Source organism: Rhodococcus sp. H36-A4, assembly GCF_027158005.1.
Taxonomy (GTDB): Bacteria; Actinomycetota; Actinomycetes; order Mycobacteriales; family Mycobacteriaceae; genus Rhodococcoides.
In genome coordinates, this window is record NZ_JAPVLQ010000006.1 from 42,205 (window position 1) to 65,983 (window position 23,779).

General features: G+C 61.6%; 21 protein-coding genes. 10 read left to right on the forward strand and 11 right to left on the reverse strand.

Annotated elements, in window-relative coordinates; translation table 11 throughout:
* Positions 1 to 141 precede the first annotated feature (141 nt).
* Positions 142 to 666: a dUTP diphosphatase gene (dut, locus tag O1W68_RS16825; protein WP_442972391.1), complete on the forward strand. Its 525-nt coding sequence runs from the start codon at positions 142 to 144 to the stop codon at positions 664 to 666.
* Positions 667 to 717: 51 nt separating this feature from the next.
* Entirely contained in the window at positions 718 to 1,593 is an 876-nt protein-coding gene (locus O1W68_RS16830) for a DUF3710 domain-containing protein (RefSeq protein WP_269305474.1), read from the forward strand.
* 59 nt (positions 1,594 to 1,652) lie between these two features.
* Here the strand turns inward: O1W68_RS16830 and O1W68_RS16835 are convergent, their stop codons facing one another.
* On the reverse strand, positions 1,653 to 2,360 hold the full coding sequence (locus tag O1W68_RS16835) for an alpha/beta fold hydrolase (RefSeq protein ID WP_269305475.1): 708 nt from the start codon (positions 2,358 to 2,360) through the stop codon (positions 1,653 to 1,655).
* A 167-nt stretch (positions 2,361 to 2,527) separates the two neighbouring features.
* Here O1W68_RS16835 and O1W68_RS16840 point away from each other — a divergent pair, with 167 nt between their 5' ends.
* Both O1W68_RS16840 and O1W68_RS16845 read left to right on the forward strand, forming a co-directional pair.
* Positions 2,528 to 2,905 (forward strand): OB-fold nucleic acid binding domain-containing protein, encoded by a 378-nt coding sequence (locus O1W68_RS16840; protein WP_136169148.1) that lies wholly within the window; start codon positions 2,528 to 2,530, stop codon positions 2,903 to 2,905.
* A 204-nt stretch (positions 2,906 to 3,109) separates the two neighbouring features.
* On the forward strand, positions 3,110 to 3,751 hold the full coding sequence (locus tag O1W68_RS16845; RefSeq protein WP_269306058.1) for a DUF3159 domain-containing protein: 642 nt from the start codon (positions 3,110 to 3,112) through the stop codon (positions 3,749 to 3,751).
* Positions 3,752 to 3,805: 54 nt separating this feature from the next.
* Here O1W68_RS16845 and O1W68_RS16850 read toward each other — a convergent pair whose 3' ends face one another.
* Together O1W68_RS16850 and O1W68_RS16855 are read right to left on the reverse strand one after the other, a co-directional pair.
* Entirely contained in the window at positions 3,806 to 4,477 is a 672-nt protein-coding gene (locus O1W68_RS16850) for a potassium channel family protein (protein ID WP_269305477.1), read from the reverse strand.
* A 30-nt stretch (positions 4,478 to 4,507) separates the two neighbouring features.
* The gene (locus O1W68_RS16855; protein WP_269305479.1) at positions 4,508 to 5,173 is read right to left on the reverse strand and encodes a potassium channel family protein; all 666 of its coding nucleotides are present in this window, start codon (positions 5,171 to 5,173) and stop codon (positions 4,508 to 4,510) included.
* Positions 5,174 to 5,403: 230 nt separating this feature from the next.
* Between O1W68_RS16855 and O1W68_RS16860 the strand changes: the two genes are divergently transcribed.
* The 3 genes from O1W68_RS16860 to O1W68_RS16870 all read left to right on the forward strand — a co-directional run bounded on the left by O1W68_RS16860 (position 5,404) and on the right by O1W68_RS16870 (position 9,507).
* Positions 5,404 to 7,401 (forward strand): APC family permease, encoded by a 1,998-nt coding sequence (locus O1W68_RS16860; RefSeq protein WP_269305481.1) that lies wholly within the window; start codon positions 5,404 to 5,406, stop codon positions 7,399 to 7,401.
* 5 nt (positions 7,402 to 7,406) lie between these two features.
* On the forward strand, positions 7,407 to 8,672 hold the full coding sequence (locus tag O1W68_RS16865) for a class I SAM-dependent RNA methyltransferase (RefSeq protein ID WP_269305483.1): 1,266 nt from the start codon (positions 7,407 to 7,409) through the stop codon (positions 8,670 to 8,672).
* 304 nt (positions 8,673 to 8,976) lie between these two features.
* Positions 8,977 to 9,507 (forward strand): CGNR zinc finger domain-containing protein, encoded by a 531-nt coding sequence (locus O1W68_RS16870; RefSeq protein ID WP_269305485.1) that lies wholly within the window; start codon positions 8,977 to 8,979, stop codon positions 9,505 to 9,507.
* A gap of 13 nt (positions 9,508 to 9,520) precedes the next feature.
* Here O1W68_RS16870 and O1W68_RS16875 read toward each other — a convergent pair whose 3' ends face one another.
* Both O1W68_RS16875 and O1W68_RS16880 read right to left on the reverse strand, forming a co-directional pair.
* Positions 9,521 to 10,354 (reverse strand): ABC transporter permease, encoded by an 834-nt coding sequence (locus O1W68_RS16875; protein WP_269305487.1) that lies wholly within the window; start codon positions 10,352 to 10,354, stop codon positions 9,521 to 9,523.
* Positions 10,351 to 11,310, reverse strand: coding sequence for an ATP-binding cassette domain-containing protein (locus O1W68_RS16880; RefSeq protein WP_269305489.1), 960 nt, complete (start codon positions 11,308 to 11,310; stop codon positions 10,351 to 10,353). The genes O1W68_RS16875 and O1W68_RS16880 overlap by 4 nt, the downstream gene beginning before the upstream one ends.
* A 126-nt stretch (positions 11,311 to 11,436) precedes the next feature.
* On the opposite strand from O1W68_RS16880, the gene O1W68_RS16885 reads away from it, so the two are divergent.
* Positions 11,437 to 12,186, forward strand: a complete 750-nt coding sequence (locus tag O1W68_RS16885) for a sigma-70 family RNA polymerase sigma factor (RefSeq protein ID WP_269305491.1) — start codon at positions 11,437 to 11,439, stop codon at positions 12,184 to 12,186.
* Positions 12,183 to 12,941 (forward strand): anti-sigma factor, encoded by a 759-nt coding sequence (locus O1W68_RS16890; protein WP_269305493.1) that lies wholly within the window; start codon positions 12,183 to 12,185, stop codon positions 12,939 to 12,941. Before O1W68_RS16885 ends, O1W68_RS16890 begins: the two co-directional genes overlap by 4 nt.
* A gap of 122 nt (positions 12,942 to 13,063) precedes the next feature.
* Here the strand turns inward: O1W68_RS16890 and glsA are convergent, their stop codons facing one another.
* Positions 13,064 to 14,890, reverse strand: a complete 1,827-nt coding sequence (glsA, locus tag O1W68_RS16895; RefSeq protein ID WP_269305495.1) for a glutaminase A — start codon at positions 14,888 to 14,890, stop codon at positions 13,064 to 13,066.
* Positions 14,891 to 15,105: 215 nt separating this feature from the next.
* Here glsA and dxs point away from each other — a divergent pair, with 215 nt between their 5' ends.
* Positions 15,106 to 16,986, forward strand: coding sequence for a 1-deoxy-D-xylulose-5-phosphate synthase (gene dxs, locus O1W68_RS16900; protein ID WP_269305497.1), 1,881 nt, complete (start codon positions 15,106 to 15,108; stop codon positions 16,984 to 16,986).
* Positions 16,987 to 17,045: 59 nt separating this feature from the next.
* Here the strand turns inward: dxs and O1W68_RS16905 are convergent, their stop codons facing one another.
* The 5 genes from O1W68_RS16905 to O1W68_RS16925 form a co-directional block, all read right to left on the reverse strand.
* A complete protein-coding gene (locus O1W68_RS16905; protein ID WP_269305498.1) occupies positions 17,046 to 17,330 on the reverse strand; it encodes a YciI family protein in 285 nt (94 codons plus the stop codon).
* A 27-nt stretch (positions 17,331 to 17,357) separates the two neighbouring features.
* Complete coding sequence (locus O1W68_RS16910) at positions 17,358 to 18,755, reverse strand: sugar porter family MFS transporter (RefSeq protein ID WP_269305500.1); 1,398 nt, start codon at positions 18,753 to 18,755, stop codon at positions 17,358 to 17,360.
* A 237-nt stretch (positions 18,756 to 18,992) separates the two neighbouring features.
* Positions 18,993 to 21,128: a 3-hydroxyacyl-CoA dehydrogenase NAD-binding domain-containing protein gene (locus O1W68_RS16915; RefSeq protein WP_269305502.1), complete on the reverse strand. Its 2,136-nt coding sequence runs from the start codon at positions 21,126 to 21,128 to the stop codon at positions 18,993 to 18,995.
* Complete coding sequence (locus O1W68_RS16920) at positions 21,125 to 22,351, reverse strand: thiolase family protein (protein ID WP_269305504.1); 1,227 nt, start codon at positions 22,349 to 22,351, stop codon at positions 21,125 to 21,127. Before O1W68_RS16920 ends, O1W68_RS16915 begins: the two co-directional genes overlap by 4 nt.
* Before the next feature lie 87 nt (positions 22,352 to 22,438).
* The gene (locus O1W68_RS16925) at positions 22,439 to 23,752 is read right to left on the reverse strand and encodes a ribonuclease D (protein WP_269305506.1); all 1,314 of its coding nucleotides are present in this window, start codon (positions 23,750 to 23,752) and stop codon (positions 22,439 to 22,441) included.
* Positions 23,753 to 23,779 lie beyond the last annotated feature (27 nt).

Here is a 23,779-nt window from a genome sequence, read left to right on the forward strand (position 1 = left end):
GCGGATTCCGGGACGGCTGCGGGTTCGAGATCGTGATGTTGTTCCTGTGGCACTCGTCCAGGATACGTGTATCCCTGTCGAACACGGATAGCCGCACGTCGAGGGAAGAAAAGGACCGAGCGTCGTGGCAGCGTAGTCTCGGTGCACGTGAGCGACGATCCCAACAGTGCCTCAGCCGACATCGGCGAAGTCGATCCATCGACTGTCGCGTTGAAACGACTCGACCCGGACCTCCCGGTCCCGAAGCGAGCCCACGACGGTGACGCTGGGGTAGATCTGTACATCACGGCCGATGTGTCCCTCGCGCCCGGTCAACGCCTGGTAGTAGGAACCGGAATTGCCGTTGCTCTTCCATTCGGAATGGTGGGCTTGGTTCATCCGCGCTCGGGTTTGGCGGCGAAATCCGGACTCTCGATCGTGAATGCACCGGGAACTATCGACGCCGGATACCGAGGCGAGATCAAAGTATGTCTGATCAACCTCGACCCCAGCGAGAGCATCGAACTGGTCCGTGGGGACCGAATAGCTCAGCTCCTCGTGCAGAAGGTCGAATTGGTGTCCTTCGTCGAGGTCGAGATTCTGGACGACACGGTACGAGGCACTGGCGGTTACGGGTCGAGTGGTGGACACGCGGGCCTCCGCGACGCCCCCAATCGGCAGTCTTGAAACCCTGACTCGCAGAGAACGCACTGATTTCGCAGAGAAAGAGAACTGATCATGTTCGGACGGCGGAAGAAGACCGCAGCACAGGATGAAGTGTCGACCGGTGGGTTCTTCGGGGACGAAGACACCTTCGATAACTCGAGTTCGGCAGGCGGCGGCGACGCGCTCGGCACCGCGACCGCCGAGCGCGGCGGAACTGTCGGTGAGCACGCGGACCCCGATCTCGGTCCGTTCGACCTCACCGAATTGGACGAAGATCGCGACACCCTTGCCCAGACGCGACTCGACTTGGGATCGGTACTGGTGCCCTTGCCGGCTGGAGGCCAGTTGCAGGTAGAGATGAATCAGGCCGGCGCACCGCAGGCAGTACACGTCGTCACTGCACACGGCCGAATCACCATTGCGGCCTACGCCGCACCGAAGTCGCCCGGCCAATGGCGCGAGGTTGCAGCCGATTTGGCTACCTCGCTTCGCTCGGATCAGTCCGCAGTCAGTATGGAGACCGGTCCTTGGGGGCGAGAGCTGCACGGAGTGACATCGAACGCGGATCTGCGCTTCATCGGAGTCGACGGCTATCGGTGGATGGTTCGTTGTGTACTGGCCGGCCCGTCGGGCGCGGTCGCCAACGACTCTCCTCTCGTGCAGATCGCGCGCGACGTCCTTGCACAGACGGTGGTCGATCGCGGTACCGAGCCTCATCCCGTGCGCACCCCGCTCCCGGTGGTCCTTCCGGCCGCCCTGACCGCACAGCTCGCCGCGGCACAGCAGCAACAGGCGGAGCAGACAGAGCAGGCAGAGCAGGCGCGACCAGAACCACAGGATGCGCAGCCTCAGCCACAGACCTCCGCCGCGCCTGCTAACCAGACAACACCTACCGGAGGGCCGCGTCGAGGCTCCTCGGGGTCTGCAATGCAACAGCTGGGCGGTTGACATCTCGTTCGCGCTGACCGCGCGGGAGAGAGGCCGGAGTCATAACGACGCCATACGTATCAGTCGACGAGGCCCATCAGATCCTGCATCGAGCGGCGACCTAACACCCCTGGATCGGAACCGATGTCGGCAAGGGTGACAGTGGACAGGCACGAGTTCGGAATTTCTTCGTGCCACGTCCGCGCAACGTCGATCGGGTGAACCGGATCGTCGACGGCGCCTATCACGGCGGTGGGCACGAGGGTGCTGCGTAGTTCGTCGAGATTCGGCGCCACGTACGCGGCGGCCTCCGCGAGAGCGCGAGGAAGATCGGGCCATTGCGACGCCCATGAACGCCGGAGAGTCGACGCCAGCCAATGCGGCGACGTCGCTTCCATCGCTGCAGTCACCGCATCGAGACCGGAAGCGTCGAGTTGTGCCTTGGTGTACCTCGCGCTGAGTGCCGCCGGTGCGTCGGCCGGATCGTCGATCCAGGGCGGCAGAGCTGCCAGAACTCCGACCACCGACCGTGGGTGACGGCGGGCCCAGGAGAGCGCCACCGCAGCGCCGATGGAGATGCCGCCGACGATGATTCGTTCATGTCGGTGTGCCGCTGCAGACATCGCCTCCTCGTAAGAGGCGACGATGCCGTTGGGGTTGGGGCTCACTGCTTCGATCGTGGCTCCCGCTGCCGCTACCGCCGCCGCAAATGCGTCGAATGCGAACTCTGCATCCGATCCGGTGCCCGGTAGGACCACCACGTGAGTTGCTGGTCTCGTCACGTTCATTCCGGTGATTGTGCCCGGTGCCTCACGCGGACCGTCGACCGGACGATTCGGCCCCGCGGACGCAGTTGAACTGGCGGTTGGCCGTCGGACTCACGCGGGGCTACAGTGGCGTTGGTACCGGTCTTCACAGCGATGTAACTCGTCGCAGATGCTTCCAGGAGCGCACCATGGCACCCGTTGCCGCAGGATATTTTCGCAGGCTCACGCGTAAGTTGACGGAGGACATCCATCAGCTCGATGCCGAAGAGATGGCGGAAACTGCGGAAGCCTCGGGCGCCCGCCGTGCCTGTGACTGCTCCAGGGGCGAAGAGGTTACGATGCTGGGGCGGCTGCGCAGCGTCGAGGCGTGTTCCAAGGCGGCAAATGCAAACATCGAAGCCGAGTTCTTCGACGGCACCGATCCGGTGACGTTGGTCTGGATCGGCCGACGAAAGATCGCGGGAATCGAACCAGGCAAGACCGTCCTCATCCGTGGCCGGGTGGGGGAGCGAAACGGTCGAAAAATCGTCTACAACCCGTACTACGAACTCCGCGACGATTCCTGACATCGTTCATGTGGCACGCTCGATGATGTGACCGAGAGAGACAGTCGCCCGATGGGCGGCCATGACATACGCCCCGAGCTCGACGTTCCCGCCGACGGAACCGAGCCGAAGAACAGTTCGCTGGGTCGGCAGGGCTCACCGGCGGATCACCCAGCCCAGCCGATCGAGCACACGGACTCCGACGTCGTCGATGCTGCGGCGAGTCTGGACGAAGAGAGCAAGCAAACTGTCCTCGAGCAACTCGGCGGTTTGACCGGTTTGGTGTCCTCGACCCTTCCCGTAGTGGTGTTCGTACCTGTCAACAGTAGGTTCGGGCTTGCGGTCGGGATTTGGTCGGCCCTCGCAATTGCACTGGGTGTGTTGGTGTGGAGATTGTGGCGGCACAACCCGATTCAGCCGGCAATTTCGGGATTCTTCGGTGTCGGAATATGTGCGTTCATCGCGTACCGAACAGGCGACGCCAAAGGCTATTTCCTTTTCGGTATCTACACCAGCCTGCTGTATGGAGCAGTATTTCTGGTGTCCATAGTCGCTCGGTGGCCTCTGGTCGGGGTTGCCTGGGGATATCTGAATGGCAAAGGGACCCAATGGCGTGGGCACCGTCGGTCGGTTCACTCCTACGACATCGCCACGTTCGCGTGGGCCCTTGTCTTCGGCGCCCGTTATCTCGTGCAGTCCGAGTTGTACGACGCCGATCAGACAGGTTGGCTGGCCGTCGCACGTATCGGCATGGGTTGGCCACTTACCGGCATCGCACTTCTGGTCACGGTCTGGGCTGTTCGGCGGGCCGATCGAGCGCTCGACGAAGAGAGCGAATCAACCGCCGATCAAGCGAGAAAGTCCTGACGTTTCCCAGTGGGTGATGAACGCCGCGAAATGCTGGCACGTCTGAATGGACAATCAGCCCGACGCGACGTTCAGCCCGACTGCAGCGCGTAGATCGTCCTCGACTTCGACGGACGCCACGAACAGCAGTTCGTCTCCACCTTCCAGGGGATCGTCCTGCTGCGGGACGATGACACGGCCGCCACGAAGAATGGTTACCAGTGCGGCGTCACGCGGGAGTCGAAGTTTCCGAACAGGCTTGCCGGCCAGCGGAGTGTTCTCCGGAAGCGTGATCTCCACCAGGTTGGCCTGTCCTTTGCGGAAGGTCATGAGGTGAACTAGATCGCCGACCGAGACGGCCTCCTCTACCAGCGAGGCAAGCATGCGCGGGGTGGACACCGCGACATCGACACCCCACGATCCGTCGAAGAGCCACTCGTTTCGAGGATCGTTGACACGCGCAACGACTCGGTTGACACCGAATTCTGTCTTGGCCAACAGACTCAGCACCAAATTCGCCTTGTCATCTCCCGTTGCTGCGATCACCACGTCGTATGTTTCGAGGTTCGACGCTTCGAGGAGTGAGAGCTCGCACGCGTCGGCCAGAACCCATTCGGCTTCCGGAATTGCTTCGGGTTCGACATGGTCGAGTTTACGCTCGAGCAGCATGACCTTGTGTTCGCTACGAATCAGTTCTCGGGCAATGGATCTGCCGACAGCGCCGGCGCCGGCGATTGCGACTCTCATGGGTTCCCGTTCGTCTCGGTGCGGATGTGACTAGTCGTCGGAGGGCGGGGGATTGGCTGCCAGCGCGATTGCCTCGGCAACCGTCCCGGACACCGCCGCGATATAGATCTCGTCGTCCGCTTGGATGATCGTGCGCCTGTCCGGCAGTAGTCCGGTGCCGAATCTGATGAGGAATGCCGCGCGTGAACTGGTCGACTCTTCGAGCAGTGCCAGCTTCTTGCCGATCCACCCATCGTGAATATCGAGTAGAACAACCGCGACGCTGCCCGAAGGGTCACGCCATTTGGTGGTCGGATCGTCACGCAGAAGATTATGAAGGAATCGATCGGTAGCCCAGGGGACCGTTGCTACCGTGGGTATCCCCAGCCGCTCGTATACCGCCGCGCGCTTCGCGTCGTAGATCCGGGCGACGACCTTGTCGACGCCGAACGTCTCGCGCGCGACACGTGCGGCAATGATGTTGGAGTTGTCACCGGAGGAGACGGCCGCGAATGCTTCGGCCTTCTCGATCCCGGAGCGGACGAGGACGTCCCTGTCGAATCCCATGCCGATGATGCGGTGGCCGTCGAAGCTTGGATCCAGACGGAGGAATGCAGTCTCGTCTCGATCGATGATCGCCACCTCATGGCCGATTCGGTGAAGTGCACCGGCCAGCGATGCGCCGACGCGGCCACACCCCATCACTACTACGTACACAGGCTCCAGCTCCGTTCGGATAGCGTCGATTCGTCTCCCGGCAAGGGCCGGTGACGCTCGGTGCTCGTACAACAAGGTAACCGGCAGCGCTGCAACGATCGAGCCCAGCCGGTGCAGCGTTGGGAAAATTCGGGCATTTCAGGAATGCGGTGGATGCGCGTCGAACTACTTCGGCGAGTTTCGGACGCGCCGGTGGTGCGGCCGTATTCGGACGGCCTACGCTTTGCACCGTGTCCAAGGTTTCGACCGCCGCCAAGCGGCTAGTGCTCGGTAGGCCGTTCCGCAGCGACAAGCTCGGTCATACCCTACTTCCCAAACGAATAGCGCTTCCCGTTTTCGCTTCGGACGCCATGTCCTCGGTGGCCTACGCGCCGGAGGAGATATTTCTTGTCCTCTCGGTCGCCGGAATCTCCGCTTATGCATTGACGCCGTGGATCGGCCTAGCTGTCTGCGTCGTGATGGCTGTCGTTGTCGCAAGCTATCGGCAGAACGTGCACGCCTATCCTTCCGGTGGCGGCGATTACGAGGTTGCGACGGTCAATCTGGGGACCACGGCGGGGCTCACGGTGGGCAGCGCGCTGATGGTCGACTACGTGTTGACGGTTGCGGTCTCGATATCGGCCGCGGCATCGAACATCGGCTCGGCTGTGCCGCTGGTGGCCGAACACAAGGTGCTGTTCGCCGTCGTGGCGATCGTGCTCATCACCTCGATCAACCTGCGAGGAATCCGAGAATCGGGGGCGGCATTCGCGGTTCCCACCTATGCATTCATGGTCGGCATGGTGTTGATGCTGGCCTGGGGGCTGATCCGGGTGTACGTATTCGGTGAGGATCTGAAAGCAGATTCGGCAGTCTTCGAGTTGAAAGCCGAGGACTCGAATCTGTACGGAATCGCTTTCGCGTTCCTCATCGCACGAGCATTCTCATCCGGCTGTGCAGCGCTGACGGGTGTGGAAGCCATCAGTAACGGCGTGCCCGCATTCCGCAAACCGAAGTCGAAGAATGCCGCGACGACCTTGCTCATGCTCGGCGTCATCGGCATCACTCTGATGATGGGAATCATCATCTTGGCCGAGAAGATCGGCATCAAGTATGCGATGGAGCCCGGTGAGCAGCTGATCGGAGCCCCTGACGGCTACCAGCAGAAGACGTTGATCGCCCAATTGGCCGAAACGGTCTTCTCCGGCTTTCCGATCGGTTTCTTCTTCATCACCGTCGTCACTGCTCTGATCCTCGTGCTCGCCGCGAACACGGCATTCAACGGGTTCCCGGTGCTCGGATCGGTTCTCGCGCAGGACCGCTACCTTCCGCGCCAGCTGCACACCCGCGGTGATCGCCTTGCCTTCAGCAACGGCATTCTGTTTCTGTCGGGTGCCGCGATCGCGTTCGTCGTTGTGTTCGGTGCCGAAGTGACGAAGCTGATTCAGCTGTACATCGTCGGAGTATTCGTCTCCTTCACGCTGAGCCAGACGGGAATGATCCGCCACTGGACCCGCTTGCTGCGCAGCGAGAAGGACCCGGACCAACGTCGGCACATGTTCCGCTCACGGATCGTGAACAGCATCGGCCTGGCCATGACGGCTACCGTGCTCGTGATTGTGCTGATCACGAAGTTCGCAGCGGGCGCGTGGATTGCCATCGTGGCGATGATCGCGATATTCGTTCTGATGCGGATGATCCGCAAGCACTACGACACGGTGGCACGCGAACTCGAGAACGAGGAGTGGGATGGCGTCCTGCCGAGCCGGACACACTCGATCGTGTTGGTGTCGAAACTACACATGCCCACGATGCGTGCGTTGGCATACGCGCGCGCAACCAGGCCGGACACACTCGAAGCCATCACGGTGAACGTCGATGAACAGGACACCCGCGCACTCGTTCGGGGTTGGGAAGCGAGCGACGTCACGGTGCCGCTCAAAGTCGTGGAGTCGCCGTACCGTGAAATCACCAGGCCGGTCCTCGACTACGTCAAGAGAGTGCGCCGGGATTCGCCGCGCGACGTCGTGACCGTGTTCATCCCCGAGTACGTCGTCGGACACTGGTGGGAGCAGATTCTGCACAACCAGAGTGCCCTCAGACTGAAGAGCCGCCTGCTGTTCCAGCCGGGGGTGATGGTGACCAGCGTCCCGTGGCAGTTGCACTCGTCGGAGAAGGCGAAACGAGAGTCGATCCAAAACGCTCCGGGTGCGTCCCGCCGCGGGTACGAACCGCCGACGGCGAAGTGAGCGCGATGAGTGAGAACTGGGTAGGCCAGAACATCGAAGTGACACTCGGGGCGCCGGGCCACGGAGGTTTTTGTGTTGCGCGCCACGAGGGCCGAGTGATGTTCGTGCGTCACGGATTGCCGGGCGAGATCGTCCGTGCGGCAGTGACAGAGGATCGCGGCGGGTCGTTCTGCCGAGCGGATGCGGTGGAAATCATCGTCGCATCACCGGATCGGATTTCGCCGCTGTGCCCGATATCGGGTCCAGGTGGATCCGGATGCTGTGACTACTCGCACGCGACCTTGGCTGCCGGCCGGGCCATGAAGGCGTCCGTGGTGAGCGCGCAATTGCGTCGTATCGCGGGCATCGAGCGTGCCGTCGAGGTGGAGGAATTGCCGTTCACGGGAGATGGAACCGGGTGGCGAAGCCGGGTTCGACTAACCGTGGATCTTGCCGGGCGCGCGGGTTTTCACCGCTACCGAAGTTCGACCATCGTGACCGAGCTCGAGTGCCCCCAGGTGATGTCGGGTGCTCTCGACGTATTGAACGAAGAGAAGTGGCGTCCGGGGGCGGAGCTTGCCGTGGCGGTCGACGGTACAGGCGAGCGACACGTTGTCGAGATTGCACCCGCACCGGTGTCGAGAACGGGGCGACGTTCGCCGGGCAGGCGAGGTGCGTCCGCCCGACGGTCTGCGTCGGCGCAGCAGCGGGCGCAGCGCACAGTCGTCGGTAGCGGTCGGGCACACGAATTCGTTGCCGGACGGGAGTGGGAACTGGATGCGAGCGGCTTCTGGCAGGCACATCGCGGGGCCGCACAGATGTACAGCGATGTCGTAGCCGAATGGGCACTACCTAATCCAGGATCGGTTGCGTGGGACTTGTACGGCGGTGTCGGGGTGTTCGCCGCCAGCCTGGCGCCCAGTGTCGGCACCGACGGGCAGGTGGTCAGTGTCGAATTCTCTCGACGCGCGGCAGCGGACGGCGCCGCAGCGCTGCAGGACGTGAAGCAAGTGGCGTTCGAACCTGGCCGAGTGGAACGAGTGGTCGAGCTGCTGGACGCTCCCGACGTCGTCGTGCTCGATCCTCCTCGCGCGGGTGCAGGCAAGGAGGTCGTCTCGTGTGTCGCATCACGTTCACCGCGACGCATCGTTCACATCGGTTGCGACCCAGCGTCGTTCGCCCGAGATGTCGGTCTGTATCGAGAGGCTGGGTACACATTCGAAGCGATGCGTGCATTCGACGCCTTTCCGCTCACGCACCACGTGGAGTGCATCGGCTTGTTCACCAGGTAGAGCTGAGGACTTATTTCGAGCACCACACAGCGATCGAGTAATGGCTTTCGAGGGGCTGACGCAGGGGTGGAATCTCGCGCCAGGACTCGGTTGCAGACGCGATTTCATGGAGTTTTCTCATCGGGCGCTGACGAGGGCGAGGATTCCTGGCTCGTAGGTGCATGAGGAGAGAATCCGATGGGCTCCGCATGTGCAGTTCTGGTAGCTGATCGCTCCTTCGCTCGTGTTGTGACGAGAGGCTGTTGCCCAGCCATGGGAGTGGTTTTTGTGGCTATGCATAACCCCACTGTGCTGTAATGGTCTTATGCATATCAACCCTTACGGAACGTATGCCGTGCACTTGGGGGTCGGCTTGCTCAATGCTCCACCCGAGTCGGCCGCGGAACTCGGTCGGCGCTGCGTCGAGGCGGGGTTGGTTGTCGACACCGTCCCCGGTGACTCCGACCTGGTGGACACGATTGCTTTTCTGGCCGAATGGTCGACGGTGATCGACGCCTCCACGGATGAATCTCGAGCGGAAATCCTCAACGGTTTGCTCACCCGTGCGTCTGCTTACCCGCGTCTGACCAACCACGCAGGAGATGGGTGGCACATCCACTATCGAGACCCCAATATCGCCCTGGGGTCAGTAATTCGGGCCTTGGTCAGCGTGGGAACTGCGCTTCATCTGACTGGGCGCGGAATGTCGCGGTTGGGTCGGTGCGCGGCCGAAGATTGCAGCACCGCGTTCGCGGACGTATCCAGAACGGGCCGTCAACGATACTGCGGGACTGTCTGTTCCAACCGTGATGCGGTGCGGCGACATCGAGCACGAACGGCGGCACGCGGTCGCTAGGACTCGAACACAGTTAGGTCTTTCGGTTGTAGAGACGCATCGTGATCGGTCCGAAGACGCCCAGGAACCCAGCGCACATCACCGTGGTCACCGTCAATGCAGTGACATCGGTGTCGCCGGACATCAGTGATCTGATCGAGGTCACGAGAAAGCTCACCGGATTGACCTCGACGAAGGCTCGCAACCACCCAGGCATGGTTTGCGGATCGACGAAGATGTTGCTGGCGAAGGTCAATGGGAAAAGAATGAACATCGATACTGCCATGACCGCTGATTCTGTTCGAACGATCATCGCGATCATCGTCCACACCCAGGACAGGCAAAACGAAAACACCAGCAGAAGCACAATCGACGCCGCGACACCGAGCATCCCACCGGCTGGGCGGAATCCGATGATCAACCCCAGAATCAACACGATGACCGATGCGAGCGTGTAGCGCACGACATCACCGAGCAACGCGCCGACCAGAGGCGACGGACGCCAGATGGGCAAAGAGCGGAATCGGTCGAACACGCCCTTCTCGATGTCCTTGTTCAACGTGACGCCGGTGTACATGGTGATCATGACCACGGTCTGCACGAGGATTCCGGGAAGCAGAAATTGGACGTAGGCGGTGGTCGAACCCGCCAATGCGCCGCCGAAAAGGTAGGTGAACAGCAGCGTGAACATAATCGGAAACATTGTGACGTCGAATAGTTGCTCCGGCACGTGTTTGATTTTCAGCAACGCCCGCCAGCCGAAACTCAACGATGTGGACAGTGCACTGGGTCGCGGTGGTCGTGGCCCGGCGCTACGCAGTACCTCGGACACCGAGGCGGAAGCGTCGGTGAGTGTCGTGGTCGTCATGATGCGGTCTCCGTCTCCGAGGCATGCCCCGTCAGAGCGAGGAAGACCTCATCCAGGCTCGGTTGTCCGATTGCAAAGGAAGCGATCGCGATACCCGCTGCTTCGAAAGCGGGAAGTGCGGCCGCTACCGACGACGCAGAATCGACTCGCGCAGAGATGGCCACCGGATCTGCGTCCTCCGCAACCTCGTCGGTAAGGATGGTTCGCAGTATCGCGGCGGCTGCGCTGCGCCGCGCCGGATCGAGAACGCGCACATGAAGTGCACCTGCCCCGACAGACGCCTTCAAGTCTCCGGTAGTCCCTTCCGCGATGACCTTCCCTCGGTCGATGACAGCGACTCGACCCGCCAAGTGATCGGCCTCGTCTAGGTACTGCGTCGTCAACAGCACTGTTGTTCCGCCGGCCACGAGTGCCCTGATGATCTCCCAGACCTGGTTTCGGCTCCGCGGATCGAGCCCTGTGGTCGGTTCGTCGAGAAAAATGAGCTCAGGAGTGACGATGATGCTTGCGGCGATATCGATCCGACGCCGCATTCCGCCCGAATACGTCTTCACCTGACGCCCACCGGCATCGGCGATCCCGAACGCCGTCAGAAGTTGTTCCGACCGCGAACGTGCTGCAGGACGGGAGTATCCATAGAGCCGCGCAAGAAGAACGAGGTTCTCGGTACCGGTCAGGTCCTCGTCGAGAGACGCGAATTGGCCGGTGAGCGAGACCTTGCTCCGGATGGCTCGCGACTCGGTGGCGAGGTCGTGACCGAGAATGCGGGCGCTGCCGCCGTCCAGGGGGAGGAGCGTTGCCAGCATCCGAATGGTTGTCGTCTTGCCTGCTCCGTTCGGGCCCAGCACGCCGTACACCCCACCACATGGAACGGTCAGATCGATACCGTCGACGGCAACGGTATCGCCGAATCGTTTGACGATGCCGTGAGTCGATATTGCCGCCGATGATTCCATTCCTCCATGATCGCCTGATTTTCGCCTCGCCCGCAATCCAATTTTCGCGCTCGCCCATCCCTTTCGTTCCGTGTACCGAATACCTTGTGCGGCGGGAAAACGCGGAGGTTTCGGTGTGAGAGCCATATGAGCACTACTCTCTTGATCAATGAACGCGATCAGATTCGAATCAGTTGGGACCTTGGTCCGGTGAGCGCCACCCCGAGTTCGGACTCGCCGTTTCAGGGGACCTCCGATTCAGACGACTACCCGTCGGCATCGGTGGACTCCGAAGGAGCCGCGTGTGCAGTCCCCAGCGCACAGTTGCGTAACTTGCGCGCGGACGAGACCGAGCGGCTTCGTCGTCTCATGGCAGCAGTGGCCAAGGGTGACCAGCGTGCGTTCGCCGAGCTGTACGACGCGACGTCTGCTCGCGTCTACGGCATGGTGCTACGCGTACTTCGTGACCCCGGGTACAGCGAGGAAACCACCCAGGAAGTCTTTCTCCAGATTTGGCGATCGGCTCCGAACTACGATCCGAAGCAGGGCAGTCCACTCGCGTGGATCATGACTCTGGCTCATCGGCGGGCTGTCGATCGGGTCAGGTCGGAGCAATCAGGTACCGACCGTGAGGCAGCCTACGGCGCTATCAGCCACTCACCCGAGCACGACGAGGTGCTCGAAGCGGTCACGCAACGGCTCGAATCCGAGGCTGTGATCGCGTGCCTCGATACGTTGACCGACACCCAGCGTGAATCTGTGCGAATGGCTTATTACAGCGGTTGGACCTACCGCGAGGTTGCCGAGCGGCTCGAGGTAGCGGTACCGACCATCAAATCGCGAATACGAGATGGGCTGATCAAGTTGAAGACATGTTTGGGGGTGACACCCTCATGAACGAAGCGATACGGCAGCGATTGCTCGATTCCGCGGAGGTATATGCCCTCCATGCAGTCAGTGCAGCAGAAGAAACAGAGATCCAGCGCGATCTCGAGTCGGTCGACGATACCGCCCGCGTCCAGTTCGGCATTCTCGTCGGGGAGATTCAGGAGACGTTGGCGCTGGCGTCGGTGCTCGATGCCGTCGAGCCCCCGGCAGAGGTTCGCAGACGGGTCCTCGACGATCTTCCGCGTACGACGCAAGTGCCCCCGCCCACACCGACCGCGTCGAACGTGACGAGCATGAAGGGTCACCGTGATCGACGGAACACCAGGCTGCGTACCTCGTTGATGGCGGCGGCCGCGGCAGTGGTCGTTGTCGTCGGTGGAGGTGTGGTCGCGACGCAAGTGATCGGAAACGATCCAAGCCCGACGCAGGCCGAGCAGGTGATTGCGTACGGTGACACTCAAGAGTCCACAGCAAGCTTCCCCGGTGGAGGTACGGCGAAGATCTCGTATTCACGCGAAGCCGACTCGGCTGTAGTGGAACTCGACGGTGTGGCGCCACCGGAGGCGGGCAAGGACTATCAGATGTGGTTCGTCGAAGGAACTCCACGGTCGGTCGGGCTGGTCTCACCGGCGCAGCTGGCGGAAGGCGGCAAGACGGTCATCGAGGGAATGGGGGGAGCAACCAACTTCGCTTTCTCGCTCGAACCCGCAGGCGGCTCACCGCAGCCGACCGAGGTGCTGACAATGGCGACATTGAGCGCCTAGCAACTTAGGGCCTAGGAACATAGCGCCCAGCAACAAGGTGACAGCTGGAGCTGTGTCGACGAGGACGCCGGTGGAGATTCTTCCGCCGGCGTCCATGCTCCAACGGGACCCGCACTCTGTGTTCAGCGCCGCGTTTCGAACTGGCCTAGCGACTTTATGGCTGTGTTCATCTGCAGGTATGCCCCCGTAGCGAGGTTGGTCAGTAGCTCCAGTTTCACGGCGGGTGCGTCTTTCGTCAGTGCATCGAAGTCCGCGACCGAGAGCACTCCTACGGTCAACGGCGTGTCCGCGCAAAAGTCTAGGATGAAGGTCGTGCCGGTCAAGAGTGGCATCTCGCCGAAGCTCATGCCCGGCGACAACGTCGTTATTCGATGACGTGAACCGTCTTCGGCCACGAAGATCGAGCTGACTTCACCGGCGAGCACCAGGAACAGCCCCGACGCCGAGTCGCCGCCGCGCACGATCACTTGACCCTGGGGATAGTGCCGGATATCGATCAGCGCTTCCACTTCCTCATGCTGGGCGGGGGTCAGTCCGCACAGGACCGGATGTTCGGATACCGAGATCGTCTCGGGCTGCCGAGGACCAACGCAGTAGCGGTCGAGTAGCAACTCTTCCGCCCATCGAATCGCCGAGCCGGCATCGGAGAAGATCCGCCCCGCTACAGCGTTCGGGTCGACACTGGAAACCTTGTGTCCCATGATGCCCTGTGGGTCGACCAGTGAGGCTCGGCAGCCACGTTCGGCGAGGTGTTTGTGCAGGTCATCGAACATGTTCCGCGCTACGTCACTGACCTCGCCGACCCCACGGACATCGATGACCAACGCGTCGAGCTTATCGTCGAGGTTGCCGATCTCGCGTACGGCTGTTTCGGCACCAGAGAACAACAGGTCGCCATGTAGTTCGTATACCCTTGCGCGAGTACCGAATTCGGCGAGAGCATCTTGCTCGACGTCACTTCTGCGCTTTCGAGACGGTACTTCGGTGAGCGTGTAGCGAGCGCGTATTGCCGAACGGGCTGCACGGGTCACATGCAGGAAGTGAAGTTCGAGCCTGGTGGACAATTCGCGACAGGTCGCCACTCCACGCACGCTGCTCCCGTGTTGATCCAGACGCGGGGAATACACCGCAATTCCCATCTGCCCCGGCAACACTGCGAGCAGTCCACCTCCGACCCCGCTCTTGGCGGGCATACCCACTCGCGCAACCCAGTCGCCTGCTCCGTCGTACATTCCGCAGGTGGTCATGACGCTGAGTACTCGTTCGACGAGGGCGGGTGCCAGAGCTCGTTCCCTCGTTCGTGGATTCACGCCGTTGTTGGCCATGGTGGCTGCCATCATGGCCAGATCGGCCGCGGTCACATCGATCGAACATTGACGAAAGTAGAGGTCGACGGCCGCGTCTGGATTCTCCTCGATGATGTCGAAGGACCGCAGCATGTATCCGATCGCGCGGTTTCGATTTCCGGTTCTGGCCTCGGAGGCGTAGACGCTCTCGTTGAAGGTGAGTTCTCGGCCCGCATAACGCGAGTACGCCAACCTGATCCGCTCGAAGCGCTCTTTCCGTGTGCGTCCTTTGATCAACGACGCCGAGGTGATCGCGCCGGCATTGATCATCGGGTTTCTGGGACGTTCAGTGATCGGGTCCAAACTGATCTCGTTGAACGGCTCACCCGACGGTTCGATATCGATTTTGCGGGCAACTGCAGCCTCCCCACGATCTGTCAGTGCCAGTGCATAGGTGAACGGCTTCGAGATCGACTGAATGGTGAAGGGGGTCGCAGTGTCGCCGATTTCGTAGACATAGCCATCGCTGGTCGCGAGGGATATCCCGTAACCGTCGGGTGCGACTGCCGCGAGCTCCGGAATGTAATCGGCAACCGCGCCCGACGTATTGTCTCGACACGCGTCGAACACGTCCTTCAGGATCTGATCCACGACAGTTGTCATGAGGTGACCCTATGCTGCGGCCACCGCCTGCGATGTGACGATCGACGCGCTGGGATTGTTGGGTGCATATGCCGGACCGCAGTATTGTCGATCAGTAGGAGCTATCTCGGCGTCGCTCCACGGGACGCTACGTAGACTGGGGAGACAAGACAGTTCGCATCGAACAAGGCAAGACTGCAAGGACCGAAGATTTCCGGCCGGAGGGAGCGATCTCGTTGGGTGTCCTAGCTCGAATTCAGACGCCCGAGGACTTGCGCCGACTGGCCCCGTCCGAAGTGGCAGACCTGGCAGACGAGGTCCGTGAGTTCCTGGTCGACAAGGTGTCGGCGACGGGAGGTCATCTCGGACCGAATCTCGGTGTCGTCGAGTTGACGCTTGCAATCCACCGTATCTTCTCCTCGCCACACGACCCGATCATTTGGGACACCGGCCACCAGGCCTACGTGCACAAGATGATGACCGGTCGGACCGGAGCCTTCGATTCGCTGCGCAAGCAGGGCGGTCTTTCCGGCTACCCCTCACGCGCAGAGAGTGAACACGACTGGGTCGAATCTTCACACGCATCGGCTTCGCTGTCGTACGCGGACGGACTGGCAAAAGCTTTCGAACTGAAAGGGCAAACCGACAGGTCCGTGGTGGCCGTCGTCGGCGACGGTGCCCTGACCGGTGGCATGTGTTGGGAGGCCCTCAACAACATCGCCGCAGGCAAAGACCGTTCGGTTGTCATCGTTGTCAACGACAATGGACGTTCCTACGCACCGACGATAGGCGGCCTCGCCGAGCATCTCGCAGCGCTTCGGCTGCAACCCGGTTATGAGCGGGTCCTCGACAACGGTCGACGCATCGTCCGCAAGATTCCGTTCGTCGGCAAGACCGCATACGCGATGTTGCACGGCATGAAGGCCGGCGTGAAAGATGCGCTGAGCCCTCAGGTCCTTTTCACCGATCTTGGTATCAAGTACCTCGGACCCGTCGACGGTCACGATGAGCCTGCGCTCGAGTCGGCACTTCGGCGCGCCAAGGACTACGGCGGCCCAGTCATCGTCCACGCGGTGACGCGCAAAGGGATGGGTTACGCGCACGCCGAGAACAATGTTGCCGATCAGATGCACGCCACCGGTGTCATCGATCCGCTCACCGGACAATCACGCTCGGTGGCCGCACCGGACTGGACGTCGGTCTTCTCTCGTGAACTGATCGATATCGCGGCCGATCGCGAGGATATCGTCGCGATCAGTGCGGCGATGGCAGGTCCGACCGGTTTGGCTGCATTCGGCGAGAAGTACCCCGGTCGGCTCTTCGACGTCGGGATCGCGGAACAGCATGCCATGACCTCGGCGGCAGGCCTTGCGCTCGGCGGGATGCATCCAGTCGTAGCCGTGTACTCGACGTTCCTCAATCGTGCATTCGATCAGTTGCTCATGGATGTCGCGTTGCTGAACTTGCCCGTTACTTTGGTTCTCGACCGTGCAGGTGTCACCGGCAACGACGGAGCCAGTCACAACGGCATGTGGGACATGTCACTGCTGGGGATAGTTCCAGGAATCCGTGTCGCTGCTCCTCGTGACTGCGCAACCCTTCGGGAGGAGCTCGCCGAAGCTTTGGCGGTACACGACGGTCCCACGGCGCTGCGGTTCCCCAAAGGTGCTGTGACGGATGATGTTCCAGCGCTGCGACGGCTCGACGGTATTGTCGACGTCCTTGTCGAGCCGGAGTCCGGAGTGCGTGATGTTCTCATTGTTGCCGTGGGGGCCTTCGCTTCGATGGCGGTCGATGCAGCTGAGAAGCTTGCAGCTCAGGGTCTGTCGGTTACAGTGATCGATCCGCGCTGGGTGCTTCCGGTGCCGGAATCGCTCCTCGAGATGGCCAAGGAGTTCCGTCTCGTCGTCACGATCGAAGATTCGGGCCTACATGGCGGAATCGGATCGAGCGTGTCTGCCGCGGTCCGCGCCGTGGGGGTCGACACGATCTGCCACAGCATCGGTGTGCCACAGAGATTCCTGGATCACGCCTCTCGTGAGCAGATTTTCGGTGAGCTCGGCTTGACCTCGGAAGACGTCGCACAGCGAATCGTGGGCTGGTCCAAGTCACCCTGAACCTGCGCTGATGTGCGTCCGGCCGCGACTCGGTGGTCGCGTCGATCGAATCGTGAACCTCAGTCGCTGGAATCGTCAGTGGGAGGGGACCACTCGGCGACGCGTACGTTCTCGACGAGATGAGCACGAACGAACGGATCGTAGGTGAACAATCGACTGGCCGTGTCCAAATCTGTCGACTCGACTATGAACTTTGCGCCACTGTGGTCCGCCAATGGTCCGGAAGATCGCACGATCCCGCGTCGGATCATCTCGGTGAGCCATGCACGGTGATCCGTCCGGTGATCGTCTCTACCGGAGGATGATTCCGGTGTGTAGGAGTATTCGACGACGAACGTGGACATGACATCTCACTCTCTCCGAGAAGTGGCTCAGATAACCATGTCTTCGAGTTCCATGCCCTTGGTCTCGCGAATCTTGAACTTGACGAAGAAGAATGAGAGCAAAGCGAAGAACGCGAAGAATGCGTAGATGAATCCGAGTCCGATTGTCTCGGTCAGTGGAGGGAAAGCCAGCGTGATTGCAAAGTTGGCTACCCAATTGGCGGCGGTACTGATTCCCAGTGCGACCGCGCGCATTCGGTTGGGGAACATTTCACCGAGCATGACCCACATGATCGGTCCCCAGGTAGCAGCAAAGAAAACGACGAACAGATTGGCACCGACAAGGGCCACCGGACCCCATGGATCGGGGAGGGTGATGTCGTCCCCGGACCCGATCGACTGCGTGAAGGACACTGCTGCAAGAACCAGACCGACGAACATTCCGATGGAACCGATCTGCAATAGATTCTTTCGGCCGAATCGATCGACGAACAGAATCGCCACGAAGGTCATGCTCACGTTGATGACCGACGTGATCACCGAGGTGACGAAAGACTGATTCTCGCTGAACCCGACCGATTTCCAGAGAGTCGTCGAGTAGTAGAAGATCGCATTGATGCCGACGAATTGCTGCAGAATCGCCATGGTGATACCGACCCAGACGATGGGTTGCAGTCCGAATTTAGGCCCCCGTATGTCCGCAAACGAAGATTTGGCCTCAGCTCTGAGTGTGAGTCGAATTTCCTTGACTCGTTCGTTCGGATGCATTTCGCCGGAGATTTCACCGAGAATGCGCGCGGCCTCTTCGTCGAGGTGCTTGCCTACCAGGTATCTGGGCGATTCCGGAATGAGCGTGGCGAGGAAGCCGTACACGAGCGCGGGGACGACGCCAACGAGGAACATCCATCGCCAAGCTTCCATCCCGAACCACAGGTCGTTCGATGGCCCACCTGCAGCGTTCTGCAGTACCGCGTCGGAGAGCAATGCGGCGAAAATACCGATGGTGATCGCCAACTGCTGAAGTGACGCGAGACCGCCGCGGTACTTCGCCGGGGCGATCTCCGAGATGTATGCAGGCGCAATCACCGAAGCGATCCCGATCCCCAATCCGCCGATGACCCGCCACAGCATCAGGTCCGGAACACTGAATGCGAAACCTGAACCGACCGACGAGATGGTGAACAGTGCCGAGCCGAGCAGCATGACGCGTTTGCGTCCCCAGCTATCGGCGAGTCGACCGGCGAACCATGCGCCTACCGCGCAACCGAGTAGCGCAATGGCGACGGCGAAACCGGTGATGAACGAGCTCAGGCCGAAATTCTCCTGAATCGAATCGACCGCACCGTTGACGACCGAACTGTCGAAACCGAAGAGAAAGCCGCCGACTGCTGCGGCGACGGTGACTCCGATGACTTTTGCGGTGTAGCGATCTGTAGGTTGCGTCATTGCGAACCCAGCTTTCGAGGTCGTGTGCCAGCAGCGATGGTGGTTAGGCCATCATGGCCCCGGTCCGCGCGGAAGTGGTGCAAATCGGCGGATTTTCACCCGAAGAGTTACCGCATGTGTCGGGTAGTCACCGTGGGGGTGGCAAAACGACAAAGGGTGTCGAAATGAAAGACGGCTCGCACATCGAAAGTGCGGGCCGTCTCTCAGTATTCGACTCAGACGCGTCTGGGGCTCGACTCAGACGCTGGCAACGCCGGGAGCGAGGAAACGCTGCCCGGTGGCCGCCTCCGATGCGCCACTACGATCGAGGTACGGCGTGATGCCGCCGTTCCAGAATCCGAACCCACCGCCGAGCAGCAGGCAGAGGTCGATGTCCTCGGGTGCTGCGACGACGCCTTCGTCGAGCATGATTCGGATCTCGTCGGCGATTGCGTTGCGGGTGCGATCGAGCACCTGCTCTGCAGTCGATGGTGAGTCACCCTGTGGCCATAGGGCCGCAACCTCGGGGTCGACGACCTGGCCGTCGGGTCCGTACGTCCAGACGCCGGGCTTCTTCGCCTCGACCAGGGCGCGGAATCCGGGTGAGTCCTTGAACCGATCCGGGTAGGCCTCTGCAAGCGTCTCGGCCGTATGCAATGCGACGGCAGGCCCGACCAGCGCGAGGAGAGTCAACGGGCTCATCGGCATACCGAGTTCGCCTACTGCACCGTCGGCGACGTCGAAGGGGGTGCCCTCGTCGATTGCCCCGATGATCTCGTTGGATGCGCGGGTCACCAAGCGGTTGAACACGAAGCCCGGAAGATCTGCGGACAGAACCGCGGACTTCTTGAGGGTCTTCGCAGTCGCGAATGCTGTTGCCAGCGTTACATCGTCGGTCTTCTCGCCCTTGACTACCTCGAGAAGTGGAAGGACGGCTACAGGGTTGAAGAAGTGGAACCCCACAACGCGTTCCGGGTGCTTCAGATCTGCAGCCATCTTGGTGATCGACAGCGAGGACGTGTTCGTCGCGAGAATCGTTTCAGCGGAGACGAATTCTTCGACCTCGGCGAACACCTTCTTCTTCACATCGAGGTTTTCGAACACGGCCTCGATGACGAAATCGGTCTTGGCGAAAGCGGCCTTGTCGATCGATCCGGACACCAACGCCTTCAGTCGATTCGCGGCGTCGGGGGAGAGGCGCTTCTTACCGAGCAGCTTGTCGATTTCACCGTGGACGTAACCGACGCCCTTGTCGATGCGCTCCTGGTCGATGTCGGTCAGAATAACGGGCACTTTCAGCTGACGCACGAACAGCAAGGCAAGCTGACTGGCCATCAACCCGGCACCGACGATGCCGACGCCCGTGATCTTGCGTGCCAGCGACTTGTCGGGTGCACCTGCGGGACGCTTCGCGCGTTTCTGCGTGAGATCGAACGCGTACAACCCGGCGCGAAGTTCGTCCTTGACCAGCAACGTCGAGAGTGCTTCGTCTTCGGCGGCGAAGGCCTTGTCCAGCGAAGCTGAATCGGTGATGTCGGTGCTCTTGGCAAGCTCGAGCAGTTCTACCGCAGCTACGGGGCCCGGTGCGAAGTTGCCCGTCTTGCCGGCCACGATGCCCTTCGCACGCGCAATGGCGTCGTCCCATGCTTTGCCGCGATCGATCTCGGGCCGATTCGGAACGACGTCGCCGTTCAACACCCGAACAGCCCATGCGAGAGACTGCTCGATGAAGTCGGCGCCGCCGAACATGGCGTCGACGATGCCCAGGTCCACAGCTTGCTGCGGCTTCAGCGTGCGGTTCTGGTTGAGCGAATTCTCGATGATGACGGTCACTGCGGTGGAAGCACCGACGATGTTGGGCAGCAACTGGGTGCCGCCCCAGCCGGGAACGAGTCCGAGAAATGCCTCGGGGAGCCCCAAAGCTGCGGCGTTGTCAGCGACAGTTCGGTAGTGGGAGTGCAATCCGACTTCGAGTCCACCGCCGAGTGCAGCGCCGTTGATGAAAGCGAACGTCGGGATGTTCGACTCGCGCAGGCGGCGGAACACCTTGTGACCGAGTTGCCCGATCTGAAGCGCCTCGTCCTTGGTCTTGATGTTGGGTACGCCGTTGAGGTCGGCACCGACAGCGAAGATGAACGGCTTGCCGGTCACCGCGATAGCAACGGGATCAGCTGCGAAGGCCTCGTCGAGTGCGGCATCGAACCGCGCGAGTCCGGCCGGTCCGAACGTCGACGGCTTGGTGTGGTCGTAACCGTTGTCCAGCGTGACGAGGGCAATGCTGCCTTCGAGGCCGGGTACGGAGATGATCTTGGTGAACGCGTTCGTGACAACCTCGTCGGGCATCACTGGTTTCTTTGTCGCTTCGCTCGTGGGGCTAGTGGTGACGTCGCTCATGCCTTCGCTCCTGAGTATTCGGAGTGGATCGGATTTTCCCAAATGACGGTTCCGCCCATGCCGAGACCGATGCACATGGTCGTCAGGCCGTAACGAACGTCGGGGCGTTGAGCGAACTGGCGGCTCAACTGGGTCATCAGTCGCACACCCGAGGACGCGAGGGGGTGCCCGCAGGCGATGGCGCCGCCCCACTGGTTGACACGGGGATCGTCGTCGGCGATGCCGTAGTGCTCGAGGAACGCGAGAACCTGCACTGCGAACGCCTCGTTGATTTCGAACAACCCGATATCGGAGATGCTCAAACCGGTGCGACCGAGCAACTTCTCGGTGGCGGGGACCGGTCCGATGCCCATGACCGCAGGGTCGACGCCTGCAAACGAGAAGCCGACCATGCGCATACCGATGTTCAGACCGAGCTCGTGCGCGGTGTCCTCGCCGGCGAGGATCGCAGCGGTGGCACCGTCGTTGAGACCGGCAGCATTTCCTGCTGTGACCCGGCCCGCTGGGCGGAACGGAGTCTTCAGCTTCGCGAGATCGTCGATAGTTGTTCCGGGACGTGGTGGCTCGTCCTCGGTGGCCAGGCCCCAACCAGCGGCGGACTTGGTGGCGACCGGTACGAGTGTGTCGGCGATGAAACCGGCCTTCTTGGCGGCCTCGTACTTGTTCTGGCTCGCGACGGCATAGGCGTCGGTGCGGTCCTTGGTGATACTCGGAAACCGATCGTGCAGATTCTCGGCCGTGTTGCCCATAACGAGTGCACTTGGATCGACGAGCCTATCGGTGAGAAAGCGAGGGTTGGGATCTACACCTTCGCCCATCGGGTGACGGCCCATGTGCTCGACGCCACCGGCGATGACGACGTCGTATTGACCGAATCCGATTCCGGAACCTGTCGTCGTCACGGACGTCATCGCGCCCGCACACATGCGGTCGATGGCGAATCCGGGGACGCTGTGGGGGAGTCCGGCGAGGAGAGCGGACGTGCGCCCGATGGTCAGCCCCTGATCACCGGTTTGCGTCGTAGCCGCGATGGCGACTTCGTCGATGCGCTCCGGCGGCAGAGCCGGGTTTTTGCGCAGTAGTTCGCGGATCGCTTTGACGACGAGGTCGTCGGCGCGAGTATCGGCGTAGATGCCTTTGGGGCCTGCTTTGCCGAACGGTGTGCGGATGCCGTCTACGAACACGACATTGCGCTGTGAGCTTGTGGATGCGGGTACAGACACGCTTCGATCCTCCCGGGAAGATGCGGAATTGCGGCCCGGCTGACGCCGGACCGCCATCCACTCTAGCCGGTATTACCCGCCAGTAACTTACTCAGGGGTGCCACTCTCTTGCCGAGGGGTCCCAGGCTCTTGTTCGGAAGTCAAGGCGTCGGCCAGAACTGGTACGACCAGTTCCCGCTGCCACGGTCGGGCCCGGCCCTCGGTGAGCTTCTTGTCGATGATGACCTCCGCGACATCACCTTCGTCAGGTGTCCAATCCCACACCAGGCGTCGAAGCAGATCCGGCATGAGTAGGTTCTCCACGGGCACCTCGACGTCTTCGCTCAGTGCTGTCATCGCCGTACGTACGGTGGTCAGTCTTTCCGCGGCCTCGGGTTCACGACGTGCCCACCGATTCACTGGAGGAGGGCCGTCGAAGGGAGCGGACTTGGGTGGAAGTTCCTCGCTCGGTAAGCGTCGTGCGCGCTCGAGGGCGGACAGCCATACCTTGGTCGAGCGTCGCTGACGCGGACCACCGAAGACCGGCAATGCACGTAGTTCGCCCTCTGTCTTCGGGTCTGCCGTCGCTGCGGCGACAATCGCGGAATCGGGCAGAATTCGGCTCGGCGCTATATCTCGGTGCTCCGCGATCTCGTCGCGTGCACGCCACAATTCACGCACGGAGGCCAGTACCCTCGCCGACTTGACGGCGTGGATTCCTGACGTCTTTCGCCAGCGGTCAGGCTTGGGCTTTGGTGGACCCAGCGCAAGGATGTGCGCAAACTCTTGTCGTGCCCACTCTGTTTTGTCCTTCGCAGCGAGTTCTTCGGCCATCGCATCGCGCAGCTCGAGCAGAACTTCGACGTCGAGCGCGGCATAGTTCAGCCAGGTGTCGGGGAGTGGGCGTGTGGACCAATCTGCGGCTCCGTGCCCCTTCTGAAGCGACAAGCCGAGCGTGCGTTCCACGATCGGACCGAGCCCGACTCGTTCGAAACCGGCTAGTCGTCCGGCTAGTTCGGTGTCGTACAAAGCCGCCGGCACGAGACCGAGTTCGGCGAGACCGGGCAAATCCTGGTCGGCCGAGTGCAGGACCCATTCGAGTGGATTGATCACCGAAGCCAGCGGTTCGAGTGCGCCGGTTACCGGGATCGGGTCGAGCAGGACGGTGCCTGCGCCTCGTCGTCGAAACTGCAATAGGTAGGCGCGCTGCGAATATCTGAAACCGGACGCACGTTCGGCATCTACCGCTAGCGGGCCGTGACCACCCGCGAGTAGCTTCGCCGCCGCCACCACGCCCTCGGGGGTGTCGATGACTGCTGGAACGCCGTCGACAGGCGCCAGCAGGGGTGTCGGAGCGGGCGCATCGACATTGTCACCGTCGTTCGTTACGTCCGAGGCATCGTTGGAACTCATCGCTGACATGAGAGCAGACTCTAAGCCCTCGTACCG